The sequence below is a fragment of the Thioclava sp. UBA3469 genome (assembly GCF_002378135.1).
In the GTDB taxonomy this organism is placed as follows: Bacteria; Pseudomonadota; Alphaproteobacteria; order Rhodobacterales; family Rhodobacteraceae; genus Thioclava; species Thioclava sediminum.
Genome location: NZ_DFRG01000065.1, coordinates 17188 through 40083, shown reverse-complemented (window position 1 = coordinate 40083; position 22896 = coordinate 17188). Strand labels below are relative to the sequence as shown.

At 67.6% G+C, this 22896-nt stretch carries 25 protein-coding genes; 2 read left to right on the top strand and 23 right to left on the bottom strand.

The annotated features are described in order from the left end of the window. The 13 genes from B3D39_RS05745 to B3D39_RS05690 form a co-directional block, all read right to left on the bottom strand. Positions 1-2490 (bottom strand): phage tail tape measure C-terminal domain-containing protein, encoded by a 2490-nt coding sequence (locus B3D39_RS05745; RefSeq protein WP_286789490.1) that lies wholly within the window; start codon positions 2488-2490, stop codon positions 1-3. Continuing rightward, positions 2483-2629 (bottom strand): DUF7697 family protein, encoded by a 147-nt coding sequence (locus B3D39_RS20705; protein WP_422664300.1) that lies wholly within the window; start codon positions 2627-2629, stop codon positions 2483-2485. Before B3D39_RS20705 ends, B3D39_RS05745 begins: the two co-directional genes overlap by 8 nt. 83 nt (positions 2630-2712) lie before the next feature. Beyond that, positions 2713-3150 (bottom strand): hypothetical protein, encoded by a 438-nt coding sequence (locus B3D39_RS05740; protein WP_286789489.1) that lies wholly within the window; start codon positions 3148-3150, stop codon positions 2713-2715. A 10-nt stretch (positions 3151-3160) separates the two neighbouring features. Then, the gene (locus B3D39_RS05735; protein WP_286789488.1) at positions 3161-4432 is read right to left on the bottom strand and encodes a phage tail tube protein; all 1272 of its coding nucleotides are present in this window, start codon (positions 4430-4432) and stop codon (positions 3161-3163) included. A gap of 40 nt (positions 4433-4472) precedes the next feature. Then, a complete protein-coding gene (locus B3D39_RS05730; RefSeq protein WP_286789487.1) occupies positions 4473-4904 on the bottom strand; it encodes an acyl-CoA transferase in 432 nt (143 codons plus the stop codon). Continuing rightward, positions 4904-5563 carry a DUF6441 family protein gene (locus tag B3D39_RS05725; protein WP_286789486.1) on the bottom strand — a complete coding sequence of 220 codons (660 nt, stop codon included), beginning with the start codon at positions 5561-5563 and terminating at the stop codon, positions 4904-4906. The genes B3D39_RS05730 and B3D39_RS05725 overlap by 1 nt, the downstream gene beginning before the upstream one ends. After that, the gene (locus tag B3D39_RS05720; protein ID WP_286789485.1) at positions 5560-5871 is read right to left on the bottom strand and encodes a head-tail joining protein; all 312 of its coding nucleotides are present in this window, start codon (positions 5869-5871) and stop codon (positions 5560-5562) included. Before B3D39_RS05720 ends, B3D39_RS05725 begins: the two co-directional genes overlap by 4 nt. After that, positions 5871-6206 (bottom strand): DUF2190 family protein, encoded by a 336-nt coding sequence (locus B3D39_RS05715; RefSeq protein WP_045449931.1) that lies wholly within the window; start codon positions 6204-6206, stop codon positions 5871-5873. Before B3D39_RS05715 ends, B3D39_RS05720 begins: the two co-directional genes overlap by 1 nt. A 92-nt stretch (positions 6207-6298) precedes the next feature. Further along, complete coding sequence (locus B3D39_RS05710) at positions 6299-8338, bottom strand: prohead protease/major capsid protein fusion protein (protein ID WP_286789484.1); 2040 nt, start codon at positions 8336-8338, stop codon at positions 6299-6301. Positions 8339-8342: 4 nt separating this feature from the next. Continuing rightward, on the bottom strand, positions 8343-9863 hold the full coding sequence (locus B3D39_RS05705) for a phage portal protein (RefSeq protein ID WP_286789483.1): 1521 nt from the start codon (positions 9861-9863) through the stop codon (positions 8343-8345). Beyond that, positions 9863-10072, bottom strand: a complete 210-nt coding sequence (locus B3D39_RS05700) for a phage head-tail joining protein (protein ID WP_050474461.1) — start codon at positions 10070-10072, stop codon at positions 9863-9865. Before B3D39_RS05700 ends, B3D39_RS05705 begins: the two co-directional genes overlap by 1 nt. A 1-nt stretch (position 10073) precedes the next feature. Then, positions 10074-12077 (bottom strand): phage terminase large subunit family protein, encoded by a 2004-nt coding sequence (locus B3D39_RS05695; RefSeq protein ID WP_286789482.1) that lies wholly within the window; start codon positions 12075-12077, stop codon positions 10074-10076. Further along, positions 12025-12585, bottom strand: a complete 561-nt coding sequence (locus B3D39_RS05690; RefSeq protein WP_286789481.1) for a hypothetical protein — start codon at positions 12583-12585, stop codon at positions 12025-12027. The genes B3D39_RS05695 and B3D39_RS05690 overlap by 53 nt, the downstream gene beginning before the upstream one ends. A gap of 114 nt (positions 12586-12699) precedes the next feature. Here B3D39_RS05690 and B3D39_RS05685 point away from each other — a divergent pair, with 114 nt between their 5' ends. Together B3D39_RS05685 and B3D39_RS05680 are read left to right on the top strand one after the other, a co-directional pair. Continuing rightward, complete coding sequence (locus B3D39_RS05685; protein ID WP_286789480.1) at positions 12700-12924, top strand: hypothetical protein; 225 nt, start codon at positions 12700-12702, stop codon at positions 12922-12924. 98 nt (positions 12925-13022) lie between these two features. Beyond that, positions 13023-13568: a DUF3489 domain-containing protein gene (locus B3D39_RS05680; protein ID WP_286789479.1), complete on the top strand. Its 546-nt coding sequence runs from the start codon at positions 13023-13025 to the stop codon at positions 13566-13568. Between the two features lie 52 nt (positions 13569-13620). On the opposite strand, the gene B3D39_RS05675 is transcribed toward B3D39_RS05680, so the two are convergent. From B3D39_RS05675 to B3D39_RS05630, 10 genes are all read right to left on the bottom strand, one after another. Next, on the bottom strand, positions 13621-13845 hold the full coding sequence (locus B3D39_RS05675; protein ID WP_094462832.1) for a DUF7220 family protein: 225 nt from the start codon (positions 13843-13845) through the stop codon (positions 13621-13623). Beyond that, on the bottom strand, positions 13842-15167 hold the full coding sequence (locus B3D39_RS05670; RefSeq protein ID WP_286789478.1) for a site-specific DNA-methyltransferase: 1326 nt from the start codon (positions 15165-15167) through the stop codon (positions 13842-13844). Before B3D39_RS05670 ends, B3D39_RS05675 begins: the two co-directional genes overlap by 4 nt. Before the next feature lie 372 nt (positions 15168-15539). Continuing rightward, entirely contained in the window at positions 15540-15974 is a 435-nt protein-coding gene (locus B3D39_RS05665; RefSeq protein WP_286789477.1) for a DUF6362 family protein, read from the bottom strand. Continuing rightward, a complete protein-coding gene (locus B3D39_RS05660) occupies positions 15971-16168 on the bottom strand; it encodes a hypothetical protein (RefSeq protein ID WP_286789476.1) in 198 nt (65 codons plus the stop codon). Before B3D39_RS05660 ends, B3D39_RS05665 begins: the two co-directional genes overlap by 4 nt. Next, complete coding sequence (locus B3D39_RS05655; RefSeq protein WP_286789475.1) at positions 16165-16698, bottom strand: crossover junction endodeoxyribonuclease RuvC; 534 nt, start codon at positions 16696-16698, stop codon at positions 16165-16167. Before B3D39_RS05655 ends, B3D39_RS05660 begins: the two co-directional genes overlap by 4 nt. A gap of 434 nt (positions 16699-17132) precedes the next feature. After that, positions 17133-19421 carry an AAA family ATPase gene (locus B3D39_RS05650; RefSeq protein WP_286789474.1) on the bottom strand — a complete coding sequence of 763 codons (2289 nt, stop codon included), beginning with the start codon at positions 19419-19421 and terminating at the stop codon, positions 17133-17135. Next, a complete protein-coding gene (locus tag B3D39_RS05645) occupies positions 19418-20185 on the bottom strand; it encodes a hypothetical protein (RefSeq protein WP_286789473.1) in 768 nt (255 codons plus the stop codon). The genes B3D39_RS05650 and B3D39_RS05645 overlap by 4 nt, the downstream gene beginning before the upstream one ends. Further along, positions 20185-20391: a DUF6511 domain-containing protein gene (locus B3D39_RS05640; protein ID WP_286789472.1), complete on the bottom strand. Its 207-nt coding sequence runs from the start codon at positions 20389-20391 to the stop codon at positions 20185-20187. The genes B3D39_RS05645 and B3D39_RS05640 overlap by 1 nt, the downstream gene beginning before the upstream one ends. A gap of 207 nt (positions 20392-20598) precedes the next feature. Beyond that, on the bottom strand, positions 20599-22302 hold the full coding sequence (locus B3D39_RS05635; RefSeq protein WP_286789471.1) for a DEAD/DEAH box helicase: 1704 nt from the start codon (positions 22300-22302) through the stop codon (positions 20599-20601). 7 nt (positions 22303-22309) lie between these two features. Beyond that, entirely contained in the window at positions 22310-22891 is a 582-nt protein-coding gene (locus B3D39_RS05630) for a hypothetical protein (protein ID WP_286789470.1), read from the bottom strand. Positions 22892-22896 lie beyond the last annotated feature (5 nt).

Sequence of the window (22896 nt, the reverse complement as noted above, 5' to 3'; positions counted from 1 at the left end):
TCAGAGATTACGCCGCGCCCGCTCCATGGCGCGCGCGGCGTCGGCGGCGATCTGCCCTTGGGCGTAGCGAAAGCTGCCAGCGTCAGGGGTGGAGATGTTCATCACCACATTGACCGGTGGACGGGTTTCGCGTGCGGCGCCGATGGCGGCGAGCTGAGCCCGTGACAACACCATCTCGCCGCGCTGCAGGATCGCGGGCACCTCGTCCGCACGAAGCCCCGCGACGCCGCCGTCGTGGAAGCGCGGCGCGCCCGCAAAGGCAAGTGCCGGGACGAGCCGCTGCTGGGCGGGACCCCCGGCGATGCCGCCTTGATGGAAGATGCCGGCGAACAGCCCGCCACTGCCCCCGAACAAGCCGCCGAGCAGTCCGCCGCCGCCTCCGCCGAGTGCATTGGCTAGAGGTCCGAGGATCGCGGAACGAACCGCGATGCGGGTGATATCGGCGAGGATGCTGTCAGCGAGCGCCTTGAAGTCGATCTTGCCGCCGGTCACGAAGCTGGCGATGGCGTCCTCGGCGCTGCGAAAGGCGCTGGAGAGAGCACTTCCGAGCCCCTTGCCCCAGTCCATCGCCTCGCTGGCATAGCGCGACAGCTCCTCGCGAACCGCGGCCCAGCCAGTCGCCGCCTGTGTGGCCGCCGAAGCCGCTGCCTCCCCGGCGGCCCGGCTTGCTTCTGCGGCGCGTGCGGCGGAACCGGCCGAGCCTTCGCCATCTCCTGCGGCATTGCCTCCGGCGCCGCCGATGGCTGCGAAGGCTTCATCGAGACGCTCCGTCGCGCCGGCTGCATTGTCGATCTCGGTGTTCGCGCCAGCCATGGCCTCCCGGAGCGCCGCGATGGACGCGAGGGGCGCGCCTGCCAGCTCTCCCAGCGCCGTCGCCGTCTCTCGCGCACTGTCAGCGGCAGCGCGAGCATCCTCGGCGAAAGCCGAGAGCCCGAAATCCGGCCTCGCGAAGGTATCGGTCTCGAACGCAGCGGCGAAGGCATCGCGCGCTGCATTGCCAGCCCGGCTTGCCGCGCCGGCAAACTCATTCTCGATCCGGCCGAGATCGACGTCCGGCACCAGCTCGATCGCCCGCTTGATGCCGATCGCCGCCAGACCCGCATTGACACCCTCGAGGAGCGAATTGATGCCGTCGACCGCGCCGTTCAGCATCGACTCCAGCCCGGCGATCAGCGCGTTCGCCGCCTGGATCGTCAGATCGCCGATGGCCCGAGGCAGGTTGCTCCAGATGACGACCATCGCATCGAAAGTGCCCTGAAACGTTCCGATGGTGCGATTGCCGAAGGTGACGACGGCCTCGAGCGACGCCTGCAGCGCGTCGGCGATGCTCGCTTGAATGCCGCTCCAGGCGGCGTCGATGCGCGCTTTCAGGACGCCGGCCAGCAATCCGATCCTGTCCCAGACCTCGGCTGCCACGTCGCCAAGAAGGCCGAGCGCGGCGCCGAAGCCGCCGGTCGCCTGCACCAGCCGACCGAACTGGTAGATCAGCTCACCCGCCGCCACGATGAGCGCGCCGATGCCGGTTCGGATCAATGCGCCGCGCAGGAAGACCAGCGCGGTGGCAAGACCGCGAACCGAGGCGGCGGCCACAACCATGCCGGCGACCCATCGTCCGGCGATGAAGGCGGCGAAGGCAGCAGCGATCGAGGCGAGCCGACCGATGTTGTCGAACAGGAGCCTAATGCCCTGACCAAGCGGACCAGTCGAGCGCGAGATTGCCGCCAGGGCGTCGGCGACGGCTTCGAGGGCCGGGGCGGCAGCAACGGCGAGTTGGTTCGACAGCCCGCGCCAGATCAGACCAAGGCGAGAGATCGCATCGTTCGTCCGCTCGATCTGATCGGCGTCCTGCTCGGACACGACCACGCCGAAATCGCGAACGTCCTGCGTCGCCTGCCGGAGGGTCGTCGTGTCGATCCGGGAGATGGCGATGCTGCCTTCCTCGCCGAACAGCTGACCGGCCACCGCCGCGCGCTCAGCTGCAGGCACGAAGTCTTCGATCGCCTGATTGATACGACCGACACGCTCATCTAGCGGCAGGGCAAGCAAGGCCGAGGCCGAGAGCCCGAGCCGTTCGAGCGCCGCGACGGCAGGACCGGTCCCGGCGGCCGCCTGGCTGAGGCGGCGGGTGAGGTCCTTGGTCGCCTGTTCGATGCCGGACATCGAGACGCCGGCCAGTTCGCCGGCGCGTTCCAGAACCTGAATGCTCTCGACTGTGGTCCCGAGCGACTGGGCGAGCTTGGCCTGTGCGTCCACGACCTGAAGGCCGGAGCGGATCATTGCCGCAGCGCCCGCGGCGAAGGCGGTCGCCGCGGCGGCGGCTGCGATCTGCGCGCGCCGATAAAAGGCCGCGACACGGCTGTTCGCGGCGTCCATCTCCCGCGATAGCCGACGGAAGCCTTGCTCGCCCGCATCGCCGATGCCCTGCAGCTCGGCCCTGACTTCACGCCCCCCGACCACGGCGAGGCGAACGGAGACGCGTTTCTCAGCCATCTTGATCAGTCCTGATTTGCGCGTTCAGTCCGCGCACCATCATGCCCTCCACCTCGGGAAGCAGTTCTGCGCAGACGAGGGTGTCCACTCCAAGCGCCTGCGCACAGGCGAGAGCGGCCGTCATGTCGAGGCCGAGGATCGCACCGGGGACGGCGCGCAGCTGCCCTGTGAGCTTTTTGGCGAGATCCCAGACCTGCCAGCCTTCGACCGTCTGCGGACGGTTCAGGACGGCAGGACATTCGCCGCAAATGCCGCGGCAGGACCGGCAATACTGGTCGCCCCCGCTGAAGTGCCATTCGGCGAGGGCGCGGAGCCGTTTTTTTCCGCTTCCAGCAACAGGCCCTTCGACACGTAGCGGAGCTGGAAGGCCTCGAAGATCGGCAGGATGTCCAGCAGCGCGTCGATGCCTTCCGGTGTGACGGGCACAGGATTGCCTTCTGCGTCGCCCACCCCCTCCCATTCCAGCACGACCAGCCGTGCCAGGGCCTTGGCCATGGTGACCGCGATGGTCTCGTTCGACGCGCCTTCGGGCAAGGCAGCTACCGCCGGATCACTGCGGGCGGCGGCCATGAGCGAGGTGGTCAGGGGAGCGACGCGCACGCGCACGTCATGTCCGAGGTCGAGCCAGATCGGCTCGCGCGACAGGTTCAGGCGGATCATGGGAATGGCCTCAGGTGTAGCTTGTGACGTCGTTCAGGAGGTGAGCGCGCAGCATCGTGCCTTCGCTGTCATCGTAAGCGGCGCGCCAGTCGAAGCTCGCCTCGACCCCGCCGGGGCCGGAGACGGCGTATTTGGGCTTGGGCAGGAAGACGCGCGGCAGCTCGAAGCGCAGCGCGTAGCCTTCCGGGAAGGTGAACCCGTATTCGAGCGCCACGGGATCGCCATTGGCGGCCTCGGCCACGAGCGTTGCACCATCGAAGCGTACCGACATCGATCCTTCCGCTGAGGCGAACGTGGGATCGGCCGCCTCGATCTTGCCGTCCTCGCGGATGACTCGGACGCGTTCGAGATTGTTGGAGAAGGTCAGACTGCCGCCCGTGACGCCCGCGAGCGCCGCACCGCCGCGTCGGATGAAGCCGCGCCCCTGGCTGAAGCGGCGGAGCGCGTAGGCCGTCGGATTGGCGTCGACCGTCGCCGAGAACCGTTCCTCGCCTTGGGCCACGAGCTGGAGACGGGCATTTGCCGGTCCCTCCTGACCCATCTCGAAGTTCAGGCTCTCCATCACCGTGCCGAGGTGACGGAAGAACACCGGCGTCGTGAGCTTCGGATGGCCGACCTCGATCGTGTAGCTCGGGATGTCGTCGGCGCCGCTCTCCCAGACATGGGCGTAGCCGCCGCCGGTCAGTGTCCCCGCCGAAGCTGCCGCGGCAGAGGCAGAGATCGTGAAGGCGTTCCCGGTCGGCCCGACGACATCGAATGCGATGACGAGGGTCTGCGTGCTCGTCGGCCGGGAATACGTGCATTTGGCGATTTCGGGATCGCCCGATGCGTTGAGGTCGCTGACCAGCTGATCGACGGTCTGCGTGACCGTTCCCTGGATCTGCGTCTCCTCTGCGCCGGCAGTACCGGAGACGAACGTCCAGACCGTATCGTTCAAGGTGATCGTGTCGCCCGCCGTGGGATTGACGGCGAAGACGATCGAGCCGCTGGCGTTCGTGGGCGTAGTCACCGGGTCTCCGAACAGGCCCGTCAGCCAGAAGCCCGTTCCACGCAGGTCGAGCGGGATGTCCAACTGGCCCTCGTCGGTGATGAGGCCGCGATAAGGATCCTGCGCATTGCGCCCGCGTCCCAGCAGCGGGTCGTCCCCGAGCGGCTGGGCCGAGGAGAGATCGGTCGATTTGAAATCGAGGCTCTGATAGCCGGTGAGCGGCGCGACCCCGTAGCTTGCCTCCCGGCACGCCTTGAGGGTGGCGTCCGCGCCATATGCGCGCGCCTTGGGCATGGATGACTCCCGTCTTGTCCGTGATTGGGTCGTGGTTGGGTCAGGCGGTGAGTGGATCGCTCACCAGGTATTCGATCGTGACGATGATCCGCGCGGTCAGCATCGGCGGCGCTCCTTCGAGAGCGAGCGCGCCTGTCTCCGGGGCTGACGGCGTCAGGTTCTCCGCAAAGCCGCCGAGCGTCTCATCGACACGCAGGGCGGCCCCGATTGCACCCAGCAGCTGATCGAGCGCCGCTTCGCCGCCGCCGCTTGGGTCTCGCGGCACATAGACTTCGAGCTCGACCCGGTGCGCATAGAATTCGGTGCGGGGATTGAGGGTGATGTCGGGTTCGCCGGGCTCGCCATCGCGCAGGATGACGAGACCGACGGCGGGCACCTTCTCGGGCAGCACCTCGTTGCGCCGCACCGGCGCCGCCAACTGCCCCGCGAGAACAACCGAAAGCGCGGCGAGGATCTGTTCACGTCGAGACATCAGCGGCTCCCGTCCCCATCAGAAATCCAGTTGCGCACGACCAGGCTGGGTAGCCGGCTCACCCAGCGCTCGGCGGCGCCGGCCACCTCGAGGCGCTTGGCGAGGGTGACCTGCGGAACCAGGATGAACATGGGCACGGTCACCAGTCCTCGGCCCGTCCGGAGTGCGGAAGCGCTCGCGCGAGAGAAGCCACCACGCTTGCCTGTCCGGGCACGCATCCCGTCGGCCACGAGGAGAGAGGGACCGCGGCGTCGGTAGACGAAGCGCAGCCGTTGCCCGGTCCGTCGCTCCCATCCACCCGGCGTGATCTTCCGGCCGCCATCCCCGTACCGGCCAGCGGCCGCCGTCGGGATCGCGAGGAAGAAGCCGTTCTTCGAGCGAATGGTCGCGCCGTCCTCGTAGATGCGGATGATGCCCGGCGCCTTGGACCAGACGAGACCCGCCGCCCGGATGCTGTCTTCGCCCTTGGGGTAGACTTGTCCGCGCCAGGTGCGCGCCAGTCTCGGACCCAGCCCCGCCGAGGTGACCTGCGTCCGGAGCTCCGTCTTCAGGCCTTCGGTGGCCTGTAAGATCCCGGCCGTGACGGCCTTCTCGGCGGCCTTGATCTCGTCGCTCATCAGCTTGCCGAGGTCGCCGATCGTGCTGACCGAGAACCTCATGCCTCGCGCAGCTCCGCCGTCCAGATCAGTCGCTCCGCGTCCCGGTGCGGTTCCCCCTGGACGACATAGGAGACACCGTCGAACTGGAACCCGTCGCCTTCGGCGAGACTGGGCGCATCGGCGACGCGAATGTCGAGCAGCGTCGTAGCGGCATGCAACCGTGTCTCGCCGAATTCGAAGACACGGTCGGGCCGGCGCAAGACGACCCGGACGGAGACGGCACTGCCGCCCTTTGGCGTGTAGCTCGCGTCCCGCGCCATGTTCGGGTCGGCGAACAGTGACTGGAACGCAGCGGCGATGGCCGACATCAGAAGCTGCCATTCAGGCGAACCCGCCCGATGACGTCACCGGCGCCACCGGCGACGGCTTCGGTCGCAACGCCGATGAGCGTGTTGGCGGTGGCGGTCTTCGTCGCCTCCTTGTTGGTGTTGTCCCAGTAGACCTTGTCGCCCGCGGCCCATGCCTGGGAGGCCACCTTCTTCAGGTCGAAGACGCCGACGAGCGACGCCTCGACGGTCTCGCCGAGGGCCGCGCTGCCCGCGGCCACGCCAAAGATGGAGCCGACGAGCAGGCCGTCGCCGGAAACGACGGCATAGGGCGCGGTCAGGGTGATGGTGTTGCCGGGCTGGACGTAGTTCTTCATGGGCTTGATCCTCTTGGAAAGACGAAGGGCGGCCCGTCAGGACCGTCCATCTCGTTAGGGTTCAGGTGTCAGGTATCAGGGACGGGGCCGGATCAGGCGCCCGGGTTCTTGTAGAGGCCGCGCCAGTCGATGGCCTTGGCGCCGAAGTCGAGGCGGCACTTGATCTCGACCCCGTCGACGTCGAAGCCGTTGCGCGTCTCGATGTAAGCGCCCTGCTGGCCTTCGAGATAGGCGTACTCAATGGTGTCGATCTGGTTCGGGCTGGCGGCCAGATACCAGGCGGTTTCGCTGGCGGCATCGAGCCGGGGCTCGCTGATCGGCGCGAGCGTGCGGATCGACTGTGGCACCACATTGCCGCTCGACGCAGGCACGAGGTTCTGCGCGACCAGCTGCTCGGCCTTCAGCTCCAGAGATGCCGGCACGATCAGAAAGGCGGGGCGGATGTTGAGCACCGTCTTCTTGTCGAGACCCGTCTGCTTGGCCATGGCGGCGCGGGCTGCACCCACGCTGGTGACGTCGAGCGCCGCGCCGGTGCCCGCGAGGTTCTTGTGGGTGGTGTGGAACAGCGCATTGCCATCGGCCATGGCCGGGTTCGAGGTGATGATGCCCCAGACCACGTCCGACTCCAGCTGGGCGATGGAGTTGCCGTACATCGCCGGGATCCGGGTGAAGGCGTCCAGATCGTCGTTGATCAACACCTGCCGGGTGATGGCGACGACCCGGCCGTAGGTCTTTACGCGGTAGCTTTCCTTGCTCTCGCCGAGCGTTCCGCGCTTGAATTCGCCGCTCTCGCCCACTTCCAGGAGCTGCGGCGCCTCGCCGAGCTGCACCCGGTGCATCGCCTTGAAGTCGGTCGCCAGCACCTGACGGCAGAAGAGTGCGAAGGTCCGCGGATAGGCCTCGTAGGCCTGCCGCAGGGTCTTGTTGGTGACCGCCGACAGGATCTCGGGGAAGTCCGAGGTCGAATGCAGGGCGCGCGTCGCCACCTCGTCACGCGAGAGCCCCCGCGTGTTCACCCCGGCATTGCCGAGGCTTTCGCGTGCGAGTTCCAGCAGCGTCATGCCGCGATACTGACGGGCAGCGTCCTCAAGCGGGAACAGCGTCGGGCTGTACCGGTGCAGCAGCGCATTGGCCACGGCATCGCGGCGGGTGATGCGCTCATCCCGGCCACCGAGCGGGACGGAGACTTGGCCGAAGGTCCGCGTCTCCTCCGACTTCGCTGCGACTCGATCGAGGATCAGGCGACGCGCCTCGTCGAGACCGGTGCCGCGCTTGACCAGATCCTCGGCGAAGCCGCGCTCGAGGTTCAGGCGACTAGCCAGATCGTAGATGGTCGAGACACGCTCACGTTCGGCTTCGCGGGCGCGGTTCGCTGCGGCATCGGGATCCGGGGTATCGGGGTTGGCAGTCTTCGGACGCGCGCGGGTCTGCGTGTCGGCCGCGCTCGGGGGCGTGTCGGTCATGGTGGTCTCCTCGGTCGCTGCCGTTTCGCTCGTCGGGTCGGCCACGACCTCTTCAGTCGGGGCCGGGGTCTGGGTCTTCTCCGTCATCGGGGATGCTCCTTGCGGGTTAGGGGGCGCGTCCCGGCGGTGAAGGACGCAGGTTTCAAGAGGGCTCTGGCTGCGGAAGCCCGCGGCGGGGTCGGCCCCGACCGGGACCGCTGAAATCTCGAAGGGGGTCCAGTCCACCGCCCGCCAGAGCTCCCGCCCGCCGTCGGGCTTGGAGATGTCGAAGCGATGGACCTGGTAGCCGATGGAGACCGCGCGGATGTGCCCGGCCTGGATGTCGCGCCAGATCGGCTCGACATCGGCGCGCTCGCTGATGCGGACCTGCGCGATGCCGCGGCCGTTGTCGATCCGCGCCGAGCCGGGCACCACCGAGCCGATGACAGCGTCGAGTGTGTCGATCTCATGCACCTTCAGGAACGGCGCACCCGCGTTCAGCCGGTCGAGGCGCACATGGGCAGGGTCGAGGCTGAGTTCCTCGTCGTAGGGCTCGCCGAAGAAGCTCGCCCGCCGGACGCGCGCGCCCGCCGACCAGATCACCTCGACGGTGCGTGCGTCGGCATCGACGGTGTTCGGCGCAAGCTCCGCCGACCGGCGAAGCGCCGGCAGTTCAATCATCGTGTCCATGAAGTCAGTCCTGTTGGGCGGTGTCCGGCTGCCCCGGGTCGGGTTCCGGATCGGTTGCCGGGTCGCTCGATTGCGCGCTGCCGGTCTTCGTGACGCGGCGGGGGTCGCTGTCGAGCACAAGCCCGAGGGCGTCGATCTTGGCGTTGGTCGCGGCGATCTCCGCCAGCACGGCGTCGGGATTGCGGCCCTGCCGAGCAATCACCTCGGCCAGTGTCATCGTTCCCGAACGGATCGCCAGAAGGTTCGCCATCGCGTCCTTCTGCGGATCGACTGCCTCGAACTTGGGCGGTGACCATTCGACCGGCACGTCCGGCTTCGGGATCTGCCCCGCGGCCCATGCGGCCTCGGTGAACCAGCGCCAGACCGGGGTGCAGAGCATCGGAATGAAGAGCTGCCACTGGACAGCGTCGATCATCCGGCGGAACTCGACGAGCCCCGCCCGGATGGAGGAGTAGTTTACTTGGCTGAGATCGCCGGTGAGTAGCTCGTAGGGCACCCGGAACCCGGCCGAAATCGTATGCAGGCTGGCGCGCTTGTACTCGCCGTAGCCGCCGGTTGCGGCCGGCTGGTTGAAGCGGATGTCCTTGCCGCCGCGGGCATAGGCGATCAGTCCTGGTTCGAACTGCTCGACCCGGTTGCCGTCGGCGTCGACCACCGCCGGAGCGATGCCCTGCTGCGCCTCGTCGTCGCCGAAGACTATGGCGGTGACGCAAGCCTCGGTCTTCTTGCGGACTATCTCGGCCACCTCGTAATCGTCGAGATCACGAAGGGCGCGGATGACCGGCGCGCCCCAGGGAACGCCGCGCGCCTGCGTGCGCTGCTTCTCGTAGACATGGGCGATTTCGCTCGCCGGGACCGGCCGGCTCTGCAGGCCGTTTTGCAGGGCGCCATAGGCGTCGCCCGGATGCTCGGCATGGAGCCAGTAGGCTCTACGCTTGCCGAGCGGATCGAACTCGACCCCCTGCACCAGCCGTCCGGCGCCAAGCGCACCGGATTTGGTGGCGTCGAGGAAGTCGGCCTCCAGCACCTGCAACTGCAGCGGGACGGCAAGGCTGTCTGCGGCGCGGCGCAGGCGACGGCGCACCAGCACTTCGCCGGCCTCGACCATCTCACGGCAGATCAGCGTCTGAAGCCCGTAGAAGTCGAGTTGGCCGTCGGCGTCGCACTCCGCCGTCCAGCGCTCGAACAGCGCGTCGACGCGGCGGTCCAGCGCCTCGTCCCCACTGGCGGCACGCGGCATGATGCCCGCGCCAATGATGTTGTTCACCAGCACCGCCACGGCCTTGGCTGCGTGCGGGTTGTTGCGGACGAGATCGCGCATCCTGTCGCGCAAGAGCGCCCCGGCCACGCCGATCTCGGTATCAGCCGAGGATCCCGGTGCACGCCAGCCCTCCGTGCGGCGTCCTCGCGCGGCGCCTTCGTAGCCGCGCGCGAGCGTCTCGAACGCCTGTCGCGCCAGGACACGCCGCGCGGCGGCCCGAGGGGCGACCGAAGCGATGGCGCGGTCGAACCAATTCGCCGCCATCAGCGATCCCCGCGCGAGAAGCCCGCGAGCCCGGCGACCGGAAGCGGCCGCCCCACACTGGCAATCGCGCGCTCGATGGTGCGGATGCGGGCGAGCAGATCCTCCGCCGAGCCGTAGTCCACGGACTTGCCGTCATAGCTGACGCGGGTCGTGCCACTGGCATAGGCCCGGCGCAGTGCCGAGAGCTCGGCTTCGGTCCAGTCGGTCATCTCAGAACCATCCTTCCCGCCGCCCGATCCAGTCGGAACGGCGCTTGCCTTGGGGTACCTGTCCCGGCCAGTGGATCTGCCCGGCGGGATCGCTGTCGGTAGGGGCCGCCCCGAGCTGGTCTTCGAGGTCGCGCCATTTCTCTTCGGGCCAGCGGTCGGCGCCTGCGATCCAGGCGGCCGCGCGGGCGTAGACCCGGCAATCGAGCGCCTCGTTGCGCTCGCGCAGCTTCTGCCATTCGAGCTTCGCGAAGCCGCGCTTCGTGCGCACCGTGACCAGCTGCTCGGCCACAACCTGTTTCAGCCATTCGCTCTCGACCCATGTCGGCAGGTGGATCGTGCCGGGCGGGAACGCCGCGCCCTCAGCACGTTCCTCGGCCGTCGGGCGCTCCTGTCGCAAGAAGCGGTAGGTTTCGGCCTTGAAGGTCGAGACGGCCACGGTCCAGAGCCGGGCGCCGCGGCGCAGGCGTTTGCCGCCCTCGGTCGCATCGACGAAGGTGGGGCCGGAGACCGGACTGGAGCGATTGAAGCCTTCGAGACCCTTGACTGGTGCGACCTGCGCAAAGCCGACTTTGCGCGACCAGGCGTAGACGGCCGGGGCTTCGTAGCCCGTGTCGATGGCGAGCCGCGCGATCCGAAGGTGCGCTCCGTTTTCATGCGGCCACGACCGGTCGAGGAGTGCCGTCAATTGGTCCCAAGCGTCATGCCGGTCCGGCCCGCCCTCGATCACGACGTGATCGACGAGCCAACTCTCAAGCCCTCGGCCCCAGGCCCAGACATCGACCTCGATGCGGTCCTTCTGGACATCCGCACCCGCCGTCATGAACAGCCCGCCCGCTGGGACCGTGCCTGGCCGCCACGCTTCTCGTCGGTCGTAGAGCCGCTGCCAGTCCGGCGCCTCTCCAGTTTCGACCCATGTCTCGCCGAGGATGGTGTTGCGGAACGCCTTGATCGCCTCGTCGGAGCCTTGAGCCGCCTCCCAGCTGCGCGCGATCCGTGACCAGCTGAGCCAGCCGACAGGCGAATAGAGCGCCGAGAGGTGGTAGCCGACCGTGGTGGGATCAGCAGCGACGGCGGTCGCCCGCCATTCGCCGCCCTCCAGCATCGCCGTCTTGTGGTGTTCCGCGATGGGCTGATCACAGCCCTCGCAGTGATACTCCGCCGTCTCGGGGCAGCCTTTCTGCCAGCGCAACCGGTCGAACTTCATCCACTGCATCGCCCCGCAATGCGGGCACGGGACGAAGTAGCGCCGCTGGTCGGACGCCTCGAACTCGCGCTCGATGCGGCTGAGCCCCCGGATCGTCGGCGTCGAGACCAGGAACACCTTGCGCCGATGGGCGAAGGTCAAAGACCGCGCCTCGGCCAGCGTGACCGGGTCGCCTTCCTCGTCGGCCGAAGCCGGATAGGCATCGACCTCGTCGAGGAAGATGTAGCGCGCCGGGGTCGAGCGCAGCCCGACCGCCGAGTTCGCGCCCGTCATGATCAGGATGCCGCCCGCGAATTCCTTGGACAGCATCGTGTTCCCGGCGTCGCGGGATCTGGCCGGTTTGACCCGCTCCCGGAGCTCGGGGCTCTCGTCTATAAGCGGGTCGATCCGCTGGCGCGAGTTGCGCTTGGCAAGTTCCACGGTCGGCTGGACCGCCAGCATCGGGCCCGGGGCCTGATGGATGGCGAAGCCGATCCAGTTGTTGCCGGCTTCCGTCGCGCCGACCTGCGCAGCCTTCATGAACACGACCCGTTGCGCCGCGTCGCCGGGTGACAGCCGGTCCATGATCTCCCGCATGTAGGGCGTTCGCATCGTGCGGTAGCGCCCCGGTTCGGCCGAAGCGCGGGACGCCAACATCCGGTGCCGGTCCGCCCATTCCGAGACGGTGAGGTCGGGATCCGGTCGGATCCCGTTGCCCCAGGCGCGCAGGATGTCTGCCGCGCCTTCGAAGTCCCTCAGGCCATCTTCGTCACCGGAATTCGGGCCGGACCTCGGCGAGTTCGTCGAGGTGGGCGCGTACATGTTTCTCCAAGGCCTTCTGCATGGTGGCCGCCTCCACGCCGAGTTCGGCCGCCATCAGCGCCGCCGCGCGCGCCGGCCAGTTCACCCAGGCATCGCGCTCCTCGCGTGCCAGCCGGAACACGACCGCAACCGCCCGGGCGCGGTCGACGAGTTCTCCCTTGAGCTTCTGAAGCCGGATGCGCCGCTCCTGGGCCTTCAGCACCTCATTCGCGGTCTTGGCTTGCAGGAAGGTCGTGCCGCTGCCGACGGGCGGCGCGGCAAGCCCTTGTTCCCGCAGAGTGTCGCCAACGGCGGACACGGCCGCGTCGGGTACCGGCTTGAGCTTGGGCGCCGTGGTGCGCCGGGACTTAGACGGGTCCGTCATCGCCGCCCGGTGTGCATCACTCGCCTCTGCGTCGATGCTGCCGTCTTCATGGAGGACCAGCCGTCCCGCCGCCTTCGCCTTCTGGATCGCGCCCCGCGAGAGACCGACGCGCGCGGCGTACTGGCGCTCGCTCAGCCCCTGCATGGCGTTCTCCGATTATTGTTCAGATTCATGTGCTTATCGAGTTGATAAGCGGTTCGGCCGGAGCGAACGTGGCTTTCAAGAGCACGCTGCAACTCGGCATTAGGAGCTACAGAGATGACCCGCCGCGCCACCGACAACTCGAAGGCACTCGACGCCTTCATCGCCGCCAAGCTGGAGATCGACACCATGCTGGAACGCCTCAAGGCGCTCAGCGACGACCATTTCGAAACCGATCCCGACGAGATCAACTGGGGCCATGTCGGCACCCTGAGCCACTACCGCGACAAGCTGCGCGAGATTACCGACATGGCGTTCCGCGAGGGCGAGCACGCCGGGTGAAATCCTGCCCTGAACTGAACTCCGGCCGCGCCGCGCCGCGCGGCTTGGGGTCGTAGAAGGACCGCGACGGTCGCGGTTCAATCCAAGGAGACGACCCCATGACCAAGCTCACCGACACGCAAGCCGTAATTCTCAGCGCCGCCGCTCAACGCGACAGCCACAATGTCCTGCCGCTTCCCTGTTCCCTGCGCGGAGGCGCCGCCACCAAGGTGGTGGAGACGATGATCGCCAAAGGTTTCATCGAAGAAGTCGATGCCGACCTCCGCAAGGGCGAGCTTGTCTGGCGCGAGACCGGGGACGGTCACGGTACCACGCTGGTGGCGACCGACGCAGGCCTCGCCGCCATCGGCATCGAGCCCGAGGGCACTAGCACCGCGCCTGCGAGCGCGCCAGACACCCCCGCCGAGCAGCAGGCCGCGCCCACGACGCGAACACCGCGCGAAGGCACCAAGCAGGCCACGCTGATCGCCATGCTTCGCGCGCCGGGAGGTGCGACCATCGCCGAGATCGTCGCGGCAACTGACTGGCAGCCGCACACGGTGCGCGGCGCGATGGCGGGCGCTCTCAAGAAAAAGCTCGGTCTTGAAGTGACCTCCGAGAAGATCGATGGCCGCGGGCGGGTGTACAGTCTGCCCCCAATCTGAAGACGAAGCGTTTTCCAATCTCGATGCCGCCGCCCGATCCGGGCGGCGGTTTTCATTTGGCATGGCGCAACCGGATCTCCTCGAACAGCCGCCGCAGCGCGTAGGAACGTCCAATGCTGACCACCGTGAAAATCGCACCCATCATGAGATTCTGCGCCAGTGTGGTGTGCAGCCCGAAGATCGGGAAGATCAGGATCTGGGTCACCACCGCCACGCCGTAGCCAACGGCGACGTTGGCAAGGGACTCCACGAGTGACATTGCACGGCTCTGCTTCATGCTGCATCCGTTTCGGCTGGAGCAGGGCTGAGCCGCTCGGCCTTCACCTCGGCGAAGGTTCGACCGTCGCCGTCGAAGATCGCATTGCGCCCAGTCTCCGCCTGCCAGCGCTCCACGGCGACATCGACATAGGCCGGGCTGATTTCCATCGCGAAGACGCGGCGCCCGTTGGCTTCGCCCGCCATGATCTGCGAGCCGGAGCCGGAGAACGGCTCGTAGCAGAGGCCGCCACGCGCCACGTGTTGGCGCATCGGGATCCCGAACGCGTCGAGCGGTTTCGGCGTCGGGTGGTCGGGGCGCTCATCTTTCGCGAAGCTGGGCATCTCCCAGGTCGAGGGCAGTGTCTCATCCGAGACCTTCGGCGGGCGGTTCGGACGGCGCCAGCCCATGAAACAGGGCTCGTGCTTCCAGAGGTAGTGGGACCGGGTCAGAACCCCGCGGTCCTTCACCCAGATGATCTGCTGATGGACGAAGGCCCCGGCCTTCTCCCAGCATGCTTCAAGCATCGCCTGGCGGCGGGAGGCATGCCAGCAGTACCAGGCGGCGTCCTCGGTGATCGCTTCGGCCACGGCCGCGGCGATGAAGCCGTCGTAAAGCTCCGCGCCCTGCGAGCTGTCGTCCCAGGTGACGCCGTAGGATTGGCTCCAGTCCTTGTTCCGCGTCGGGTGGTTGGAGCCGTCGTAGTCGACCAGATAGGGCGGGTCGGTGGCGAACAGGACCGCGCGCTCGCCGTTCATCAGACGGCGTACATCCTGATGGTTCGTGCTGTCGCCGCAGAGCAGCCGGTGATCGCCGAGGATCCATAGATCGCCCTTGCGCGAGGCCGGATTGCGCGGCGGCTCGGGGATGGTCACGGGCGGAACCGAGCCGCCAGCCCCGCCGTCTTCATCGTCTCCGTCCGGATCGAGCGCGAGGAGCTTGTCGAGTTCGCCGTCGGAGAATCCGACCAGCGACAGATCGAAGTCCTCGGCCAGCAGTCCCTGCAGCTCGGCGGACAGCAACGCCTCGTCCCAGCTTCCGAGTTCTGTCAGCTTGTTGTCCGCGATGCGGTAGGCCCGGCGCTGCGCCTCGGTCAGATGACCGAGCACGATCACCGGTGCCTCCTTCAGCCCGAGCTGCGTGGCAGCCAGAACGCGGCCGTGGCCCGCGATCAGCTCCCCGTCCTCGGCCACGAGGCAGGGCACGGTCCAGCCGAACTCGGCCATGCTGGCGGCGATCTTGGCGACCTGGTCCGCACCGTGCGCCTTCGCATTGTTGGCGTAGGGCTGGAGGCGCGAAAGCGGCCAGGTCTCGATCCGCTCGGGGGCAAAGCTCAGCGTCATGGGTCGGATGGGTCCGTGGATCGGAGTGGACACCTGTGATCCTGGACTCCGGAGGCCGCGCTGGACTCCGTGCGGGGTCCAGCGGGCGCGACGGGCGTCCGGCCATCAGGCGCGTGTTCGTTGGTGGTTTCTCGGGATCTGCATGGATCCGGATGCCGGGTGGCTTCCCAAAAATCCGGCCCTGTCGCTGGCGATCCATCGCGCCTCGCCCGCCAGCATACGATTTCCGCCAGGAAGGACCCGTGAACTCGTCTGGAAGCGGAACCAAGGCCGCGACGCGCGCGCCTCTCCCGAGGATAGTCAAAAACCTAGCCCGATCCGCAGTTTATGTCCGTTCGAAAACTGTCCGGCGGACACCTTCCTCGCCATCGCTCAGCGCTGCGCCACCCCAGCCAGCTCGATTACTTTGCGCTTCGAATAGCTGCGGTTGAGCCGCCGACCGTTAAGCCGGAATGCGATCACGCAGAGCGCATAGAGCCAGTGCTCGTGCGCCGCCGACCGCTGCAATCCCACGGTCCAGCAAATGGTTTTCCAGCGCTCGCCGTAGGCGCGCAGCCAGACGATCTTGCCGTCGATCGGATCGAGCCCCACCGTCCAGCTGAGCGTCTCCTCCATCCGGCTGATCGCGGCGGGTGACGGGATGACGCGCATCGGCTTCGGCTCCTGTCCGACCTTGTCGGCGAAGCTATGGATGACCTCCGGCCAGACGCTGAAATATCCCTGCCGCCGGGGTTCGGGCAGGCGCTTGAGCACGTAGGCCGCTTCCGCGAGACGTTCCTCGACGAGGCTCGGTGTCCACTGGGTCATCGACGCGCCTCCTTCGCCTGATCGCGGTCGCCATAGAGCGTCTCGCCGAGTTGCCGGACGAGCTCACGCTCGGGCCAGGTCAGCCGGTCGTCATCGAGAGAGACCGCGAGGACGCGCTGCTCGCGCCAGCCATCGCGCTTGACTTCATCGGGGGTGCGGCGCTGGCCGCCATATCCGCGTGGCGTCCACCTCACAGCACACCTCCCCGGGTCTCCATCGCCCAGAGCAGGATCGCGATCGCGTCGGCCTCGTTGTCGTCGGCGGGTTGGAACCCGCGCTGGCGCATCGCGGCGAGCACGGCATCCTTGCCGGCGTTGCCCTTGCCCGTGGCGAAGCGTTTGATGGTGCCGACAGGAACGCCCTGATAGGCGACGCCCTCACGCTCGCACCAAGCGGTCAACGTCGCCAGGAAACCGCCGTAGAGGTGGGCGGCGTCAGTGCCGATATGGCGCCGGACCTCCTCGAAATAGATCGCGGCCAATCCACCGCTGTCGTCGGCCAGTTGTTCGAGCCAGTGCTGGAAGCGCAGGTAGCGCATGCCGCCGCCATCGTAGCGGCCGGAGCGGAAGCTGGCGGTTCCGCTGTGCACGATCCCGCCCGCCAGGCTCGCCCAGCCCGTGGTGGTGCCGAGATCCAGGGCGAGAATGGCGCCGCCCGCGGATGTCGAGATGACCGGGGCCGGATGGGGCGCGCTCTTTGGGAGGGGTGACGGGCACTGGCTCATGGTGGTGGGTCCTTCTCGTCTGATGTCGGTGAGGGGATGGACGGCACGGCGACCGCGCGCGCGAAGCCCCTGGGGGTGGGAGTGGGAGAACCCGCTCGGCGCGGTTCTCCCCCACCCCCGAAGGGGGTGGCTTTCACCCCCACAACTTCGAGAGCGCATCAACGCATTGAATCTTTTGGAGAAATCGAAGTTGGGACGGCCCATGGCGTGGGTCGCGTTCCCAACTTGAATCTGCGAAAGGCCGCGCAGCGGAGCGCGCGGGAGCCAAGGTAGTTGGGACGAGATTTCCCAACTTGAATCTGCGCGGGATGGCTGGGCGGAGCGCGGCGGCGCGAAAAGCAACGAAAGTAGTTGGGAAGCTGGCCGCCCAGCTCGCCGCAACTTGCCACAACTTGATCCTGCGTAAGTCCGCGTAGTCGTGTTGAGCTGGCGCATCACGAGGTCTCCTCCGGCTGATAGACCCAGACCAGGGGGTTCTCGACCGGCAGCGCCGCGCCGCTCTGCGGGCATTTGTAGGTGCTGGGAAGGACCGGGATCCGGACGGGCACGACCTCGCCGGTGTCGGGGTCTGCGGTCTCTTCACCGGTCGGGAACGTCATGCCCTCGACGCAGAGATAGCCGAACTTGGAGCGCGAGGTTGGCAGACCGAACGGCGCGCCATCGCGAACGAACTTGATGAAACCCTTTGTGGCCAGCACGCTGATCCGTTCACGGATCGTGTCCTTGCCGCCGAGCCCGGCCTGGTTCTCGAAGCTCTCGGCGAATTGCAGCGCGGTGTAGAGCCGGCCAGCCTCGGCCTCATCGAAGAGCAATTGAAGGATCACGTCGTGTTTGCGTGCGCGCTCGGCGTCGAGCTTCTCGCCGAACTCGCGACGCACGAGCCTTGTCTCCGAGCGGTCGACCGCGACCCAGCGTCCGCCCGCCTTGTCGACGATCATCGGCTCGATGCCGGGGCCGTTGCGGAGTTCGAAATGCAGCATCCGCTCCGGTCGGTCCTCGTCGGGCCGGTGCATGATAACGCCGGAGGTGTAGAAGCTGCGGAGGCTGCCTGCGCCCGAGAGCGCCATGAACGGGTCCTCGACGAGCTGCTTCTTGGTGATCTTGCGGGTGTGGTGGCAGAGGATCAGGCCGGCATCCGGGGCTACGGCGTCCCGCAGCGCTTCGACCCGCTCCTGCAGGAAGAAGAGCATTGCGGTGTTGTCGTTCTCCCCGCCGCCGTCCGGGCCGCCATCGAAGAGATTGCGGATCGGGTCGATGCAGAGGATGTCGGGCGCGCCATGGCCGTAGTGGGCGCGAACGGCGGCGATGGTCAGGCCCGCGCCGCCGGCGTCGAGCAGCATGCGGACCTTCGGCGTAGCGACGAGATTATCGCGCGCCGCGGCCAGGAGCGCCGGCTCGATCCGGATGGCCTGGAGGCGCTCCCGGAGGTAATGGTACTGGATCTCCGCCTGCAGATAGAAGATCCGCAAGGGCCGACTCGGCGCAAAGCCGAGGAAGGGCACGCCCGCCGCCATGTGGACAAGCAGACTGATCAGGAAGTCGCTCTTGCCGACCTTGGGCGCGCCGCCGAGCACCAGCATCCCGCCGGGCGTCAGCAATCGCGGCGCGATGATGTCGTCGGGCATCGGGCTCACGTCGTCGAGCAGCGCGCCGAGCGTGAAGAGCGGCAGCGCGGACATCGGCGGCACGGCGATCCGTTCGAGGGCCGGCCCATGGCGCTCTTCATGCAGCCGCCAGAGGCGCTGTGCTTCCGAGGCGAGACGTTCGAGCGGCCAGCTGGGACGGAGCTGGGCGGCGTTGTACTGGCAGATCGCCTCCCAAGCGTCGTCGCGGCTCATGCGGCCCTCATGCGCCATGCGGACGTAGTGGCCGATGGCGGCGCTCGCCCCCTGGAAGCGGGTCCAATCGTCTGATCCGCCTTCGCGGACCGGCGTCGTCAGGACATCGGTGATCGACGGTTTGTCCGTAGAGGGGCCTGGCTCGGATCCGACCCCGGCAAGCGGCGGCATGTCGGCGACTAGCTCGGCGAAGTCGCGCAGATGGACCTCGACCCGCGGGCTGTGGCGGCGGATGTTGACCAGGCGCTTGAACCCGCCCTTGTGATAGACCGAACCAGCCAGGCGGATCGGCTGGTGGGCCGATCGGAAATGCGTGTCGCCGCCGACCTTGACCGCGATGTCGCCGCGCAGCCGACAGAGAAGCGCGATATCCTCGCCCTCGGCCGGTTCGCTCAAGCGCCACCAGACATGCAGCTTGTCGAGACCGTCCGGCGTCCGGCCGCCACTTTCGACGAGCAGTGTCGGTTCGCCGAGATGCCGGATAAGGTGGTCGAGCTTGGCGGCGATGTCGCCCGCATCTAGATCAACGAGAACCGTCTGCATCTGCAGGACGTCGGCGGCCTTGGCCTTGCCGGTCTCGGCGACCGTCCCTGGCACCACATAGAAGGCCGCCCCTTCGCGTGCTGCCCACCCGGCGAAGGAAACCGCCTTCTCCAGCATACTGTCGTCGATCTCGATCCAGGCGTTGTGGGGTCGGCCGTCGATGCCTTGACCCTTGTCCACGAACCCGCGCAGCGGCACCCAGCCCTCGCAGTAACCGAAGACCACATCGAGAAAGACGGCGATCTGCTCGTGATCCGGCTCTATGTCGAACGGATCGGCCTGCGGCGCGGCGTCGTTGAAGTCGCGCCAGGCATCGAGGGAGACGACATTGTTCTCGCTCATGCCGGCAGCCCCCAGCAGCGTTCCGCCCACGGGCACATCCGGCACTCGTGGAAGTCACGCGTCGTGGCGATGCGCGGCAGCAGATCCCCTGCATCCGTCGCCTGAAGGATCCGCACGGCGCGATCGCTCATGCGTTGGGCGAGCCCCGCATCGAACGGCACGAGTTCGTGGTGCAGTTCGGCGGTGTCCTTGTTGATGGCGGTGAAGAGCGCGGGATTGTCGGAGATGCCGGGGACCTGCGCTTCCATATAGGCTTGGTAGAGGGCGATCTGGGACGCGTAGACGGGCTTCGCCACGACCACGCCCTTGGCCACGGTCTCGCGCCAGTTCCTGGCGTTCATCGTCTTGCATTCCCAGAGCGCGGGAACGCCGATGCCCAGCAGCTGGGGTGCGGCGGCGATGATCCCGTCGACATGACCACGGATGCGGCCACCAGCGACCGAGAAGCCGAATTGCTCGCCGTCCGGACGGTTGCCCTTGCGGGTATAGAGATCGAACCCGGCACCGCGCAGCCAGCGGATGGCAAGATCTTCGAGCGCGTGTCCGATCTCGAAGATCCGCAGCGTCTGGCCGGAGAACTCCTGGCCCTCATCCTTCGGCGCACCCGCGAACTCGAATTGCAGAGCGCGCTCACAGCCGTGTCCAAGGCGGGAGCCGCCTAGGTAGGTCCTGGGCGCAACCGCCGCGCGTTCAGCGGCGATCGCCTCGTCGATCACCGCATTGATGCGTTCGGCGCAGGTGGGGCGGTGGTTGTAGTCGAGCATCAGAACGGCACCTCCGCGTCGGCGTCGGCAGCCATGGCGTGCATGGCGTCCTGGAAGCCGCCGACGGCGACCTTGATGAGCGTGAGCACCTGCGCCTCCGTGAGGTCGGAGAAGCGCGCCTGCCAGCCGATCTCCTCCATGATCTCGGCGACCGGCTTCATGGCGGTGCGGATCGCCGCCTTCTCCTGTTCGGTGAGATCAACCATGGCCCAGCGCTCCCGCGCCAAGCGCGTCCAGAAGCCTTGGCAGGCCATCGAGCAGAACCAGACCGAGGGGCGCGGTTGCTTCGACCGCACCGGGTCGAACCAGCCAAAGCCACGGGTGGGTCGCCGGCAGACAGCACAGAGCGTTCCACGCGGATGCCAGAGCCGCCGCCGGTCCTCGGCCGTGGTGGGGGGAGGACAGGCCATGGCTCATGCCGCCCTCCCGATGGCTGCTTCGGGCGCGGCATCGGCCGCGCTGAAGACGAGGGAGCGGATGGCGTCGCGGTTGAAGCGAAAGGCCAGCAGCGCTGATGCCTGATAGCGGGTGAGCCCGAAATCCTGCCGGTACTCCGGCGGCAGGAAAGCAAGCTGCCGGTCGGTGGGCGGCTGGTTCAACCAGCGGCGCGTCTTGTGGGCGCTCTCGTCGCTCTCATGCTCGTTGAGCCAATCGTCGGCCGCCGCGAGGCAAACGGTGCGTTCGCCCACGGCCAACAGATGAGGGCGCTGCTTCTGGAGGCCTCCGATGCCGTACCACCGGCCGTTCAGGAAGAAGACACCGCCCCAGGCATTGAAGCCGTTGGCGATGAGCGCGGCATCGTCGCCGAAGAGATCGCACCAACGGAAACTCGACCGCTTCAGCAGGTCGATCTCGGACATCACGAAGTCGCCGAGCGGCGCTGCTTCGCCGCCTTCGGGACGCTCCCAGACATGACCGCACAGCGGGCATTCGATAGTGGCGAGCGGCACGATGGCGCCGCAGTCCGGGCAATCCTTAGTGGGCGCTTCGCCGGAGGGCTCACGACCGTCCAGGTCGACGTCCTGCTCCAGCGAACCGTGCAGCAGGGTCGAGGTGCCGAAATCGAGCACGATGCAGTCGGTCTTGATGATGCCGGGATGCTCCTCGGGCGAGACCGTGCGCAGGCCGCGACCGACCATCTGGATCATGGTCGACTTGTAGGAACTCGGCCGCAGCAGCAGGACGCAGCTCGTCGGCGGGTGATCCCACCCCTCGGTCAGCACCGCGACATTGACGACGACCCGCAGATCACCTGCGGCATAGGCGGCGAGCGTCGTCTTGCGGTCGGTATCCGCCATGTCGCCGTGGATTAGCCCGGCGGCGACACCGGCCGCGTTGAAGGCGGTGGTCACGTTGCGCGCGTGGTCCACGGTCGAGCAGAACACCACCGTCTGGCGCTCGCCTGCCTTTTCCCGCCAGTGGCGGATGACGGCGTCCGTGACCGGCGACCGGTTCATGATCGCGTCGACCTCGGCCATGTCGAAATCGTCGGCCGTGCGGCGCACCTTGGTGAGCTGGTCCTGGACGCCGACATCGATCACGAAGGTGCGCGGCGGCACGAGATGGCCGGACGCGATCAGCTCACCGATCCGGATCTGATCGGCGACGTTGGAGAACACCGGGCGCAGACCGCGCTTGTCGCCCCGATTGGGCGTCGCCGTGACGCCGTAGACCCGGCACTCGGGATTGCGCTGCAGCGCAGCGTCGATGATGCGGCGATAGCTGTCGGCCGCCGCGTGGTGCGCCTCGTCGATCACCAGGAGGTCGAGCGCGGGCAGCTGGCCGAGATTACAGGCGCGCGCCAGTGTCGGCACCATGGCGAAGGTGACCTGGCCAGCCCAGGACTTGTCCTTCGCGTCGACGACCGAGGTCGCGATCCGGGGATTCACCCGGCCGAACTTGCTGCGGTTCTGAGCGGTCAGCTCGTCGCGGTGGGCGAGCACGCAGGCCTTTGCGCCCGTGCTCTTCGGGGTTTCGCCGACCATGCGACCGACGACTCCCGAGAGCATGATCGTCTTGCCGGCTCCGGTCGGGGCGACGCCGAGGGTGTTTCCGTGTTCGTCGAGCGCGCGGACGCTGCGCTCGACGAACTGCTTCTGGCGGGGACGCAGCAGCATGGCCGCCTCACTGCGCCCAGGACGGGCGCGTGCCCGGCTGCGGCATGGAGGGCTGGGAAGGCTGAGCCTGCGGCTGCGGTGCCGCACCGGGCACGCCCATGAGGGCGGCATAATCCTTGTGATCCGGCGTCACCGCCGCGCGGATCTCGTTCTTCTCCTCGCCGTTGGTGTCGGTGCCGATGTCGATCCGCGCCACGAACTCGAGCCCGTCGAGATCGGCAAAGCCGCTGATGCGACGCGCGGCCTGGGCCTGGGCGGACGTGTCCTTGTCCGCAATGCCGCGCGCGGAGTTGAGCATGCCGCGGATCAGGCTGCGGCCCATGTTCGCCCAGTCCGGCCCCTTGGGGCTGTACAGCCCGATCAGGGTGAAGATCTTGCGCCGTGCGTAGGGCCCTTCGAGAACCGTGAACTCGCCCGAGAGATAGACCGAGCCGGTGGTCCCCCGCGTAGCGTATCCGCCGGTCCAGCCCTGCGCCGGATCGTCGAAACCGCCCGGACGGATCGTCAGGCGCACCTTGGCCAGCGTGCCCTTGGGGATGATGTTGCTGTTCTGCTTGGCGTCGTTGAAATCGTTCCAGGATCCAGTCATGGCTG

Excerpts from the sequence above, each read along its gene's own strand:
- B3D39_RS05685 (WP_286789480.1), top strand. The coding sequence starts at position 12,700 with ATGACCCGCCGCGCCACCGACAACTCGAAGGCACTCGACGCCTTCATC.
- B3D39_RS05710 (WP_286789484.1), bottom strand. The coding sequence starts at position 8,338 with ATGGACACGATGATTGAACTGCCGGCGCTTCGCCGGTCGGCGGAGCTT.
- B3D39_RS05650 (WP_286789474.1), bottom strand. The coding sequence starts at position 19,421 with ATGAGCGAGAACAATGTCGTCTCCCTCGATGCCTGGCGCGACTTCAAC.
- B3D39_RS05680 (WP_286789479.1), top strand. The coding sequence starts at position 13,023 with ATGACCAAGCTCACCGACACGCAAGCCGTAATTCTCAGCGCCGCCGCT.
- B3D39_RS05655 (WP_286789475.1), bottom strand. The coding sequence starts at position 16,698 with ATGAGCCAGTGCCCGTCACCCCTCCCAAAGAGCGCGCCCCATCCGGCC.
- B3D39_RS05695 (WP_286789482.1), bottom strand. The coding sequence starts at position 12,077 with ATGTACGCGCCCACCTCGACGAACTCGCCGAGGTCCGGCCCGAATTCC.
- B3D39_RS05640 (WP_286789472.1), bottom strand. The coding sequence starts at position 20,391 with ATGGTTGATCTCACCGAACAGGAGAAGGCGGCGATCCGCACCGCCATG.
- B3D39_RS05635 (WP_286789471.1), bottom strand. The coding sequence starts at position 22,302 with ATGCTGCTGCGTCCCCGCCAGAAGCAGTTCGTCGAGCGCAGCGTCCGC.
- B3D39_RS05720 (WP_286789485.1), bottom strand. The coding sequence starts at position 5,871 with ATGTCGGCCATCGCCGCTGCGTTCCAGTCACTGTTCGCCGACCCGAAC.
- B3D39_RS05705 (WP_286789483.1), bottom strand. The coding sequence starts at position 9,863 with ATGGCGGCGAATTGGTTCGACCGCGCCATCGCTTCGGTCGCCCCTCGG.
- B3D39_RS05675 (WP_094462832.1), bottom strand. The coding sequence starts at position 13,845 with ATGAAGCAGAGCCGTGCAATGTCACTCGTGGAGTCCCTTGCCAACGTC.
- B3D39_RS05630 (WP_286789470.1), bottom strand. The coding sequence starts at position 22,891 with ATGACTGGATCCTGGAACGATTTCAACGACGCCAAGCAGAACAGCAAC.
- B3D39_RS05725 (WP_286789486.1), bottom strand. The coding sequence starts at position 5,563 with ATGAGGTTCTCGGTCAGCACGATCGGCGACCTCGGCAAGCTGATGAGC.
- B3D39_RS05665 (WP_286789477.1), bottom strand. The coding sequence starts at position 15,974 with ATGACCCAGTGGACACCGAGCCTCGTCGAGGAACGTCTCGCGGAAGCG.
- B3D39_RS05670 (WP_286789478.1), bottom strand. The coding sequence starts at position 15,167 with ATGACGCTGAGCTTTGCCCCCGAGCGGATCGAGACCTGGCCGCTTTCG.
- B3D39_RS05740 (WP_286789489.1), bottom strand. The coding sequence starts at position 3,150 with ATGATCCGCCTGAACCTGTCGCGCGAGCCGATCTGGCTCGACCTCGGA.
- B3D39_RS05730 (WP_286789487.1), bottom strand. The coding sequence starts at position 4,904 with ATGTCTCGACGTGAACAGATCCTCGCCGCGCTTTCGGTTGTTCTCGCG.
- B3D39_RS05645 (WP_286789473.1), bottom strand. The coding sequence starts at position 20,185 with ATGCTCGACTACAACCACCGCCCCACCTGCGCCGAACGCATCAATGCG.
- B3D39_RS05715 (WP_045449931.1), bottom strand. The coding sequence starts at position 6,206 with ATGAAGAACTACGTCCAGCCCGGCAACACCATCACCCTGACCGCGCCC.
- B3D39_RS05700 (WP_050474461.1), bottom strand. The coding sequence starts at position 10,072 with ATGACCGACTGGACCGAAGCCGAGCTCTCGGCACTGCGCCGGGCCTAT.
- B3D39_RS05690 (WP_286789481.1), bottom strand. The coding sequence starts at position 12,585 with ATGCAGGGGCTGAGCGAGCGCCAGTACGCCGCGCGCGTCGGTCTCTCG.
- B3D39_RS05745 (WP_286789490.1), bottom strand. The coding sequence starts at position 2,490 with ATGGCTGAGAAACGCGTCTCCGTTCGCCTCGCCGTGGTCGGGGGGCGT.
- B3D39_RS05735 (WP_286789488.1), bottom strand. The coding sequence starts at position 4,432 with ATGCCCAAGGCGCGCGCATATGGCGCGGACGCCACCCTCAAGGCGTGC.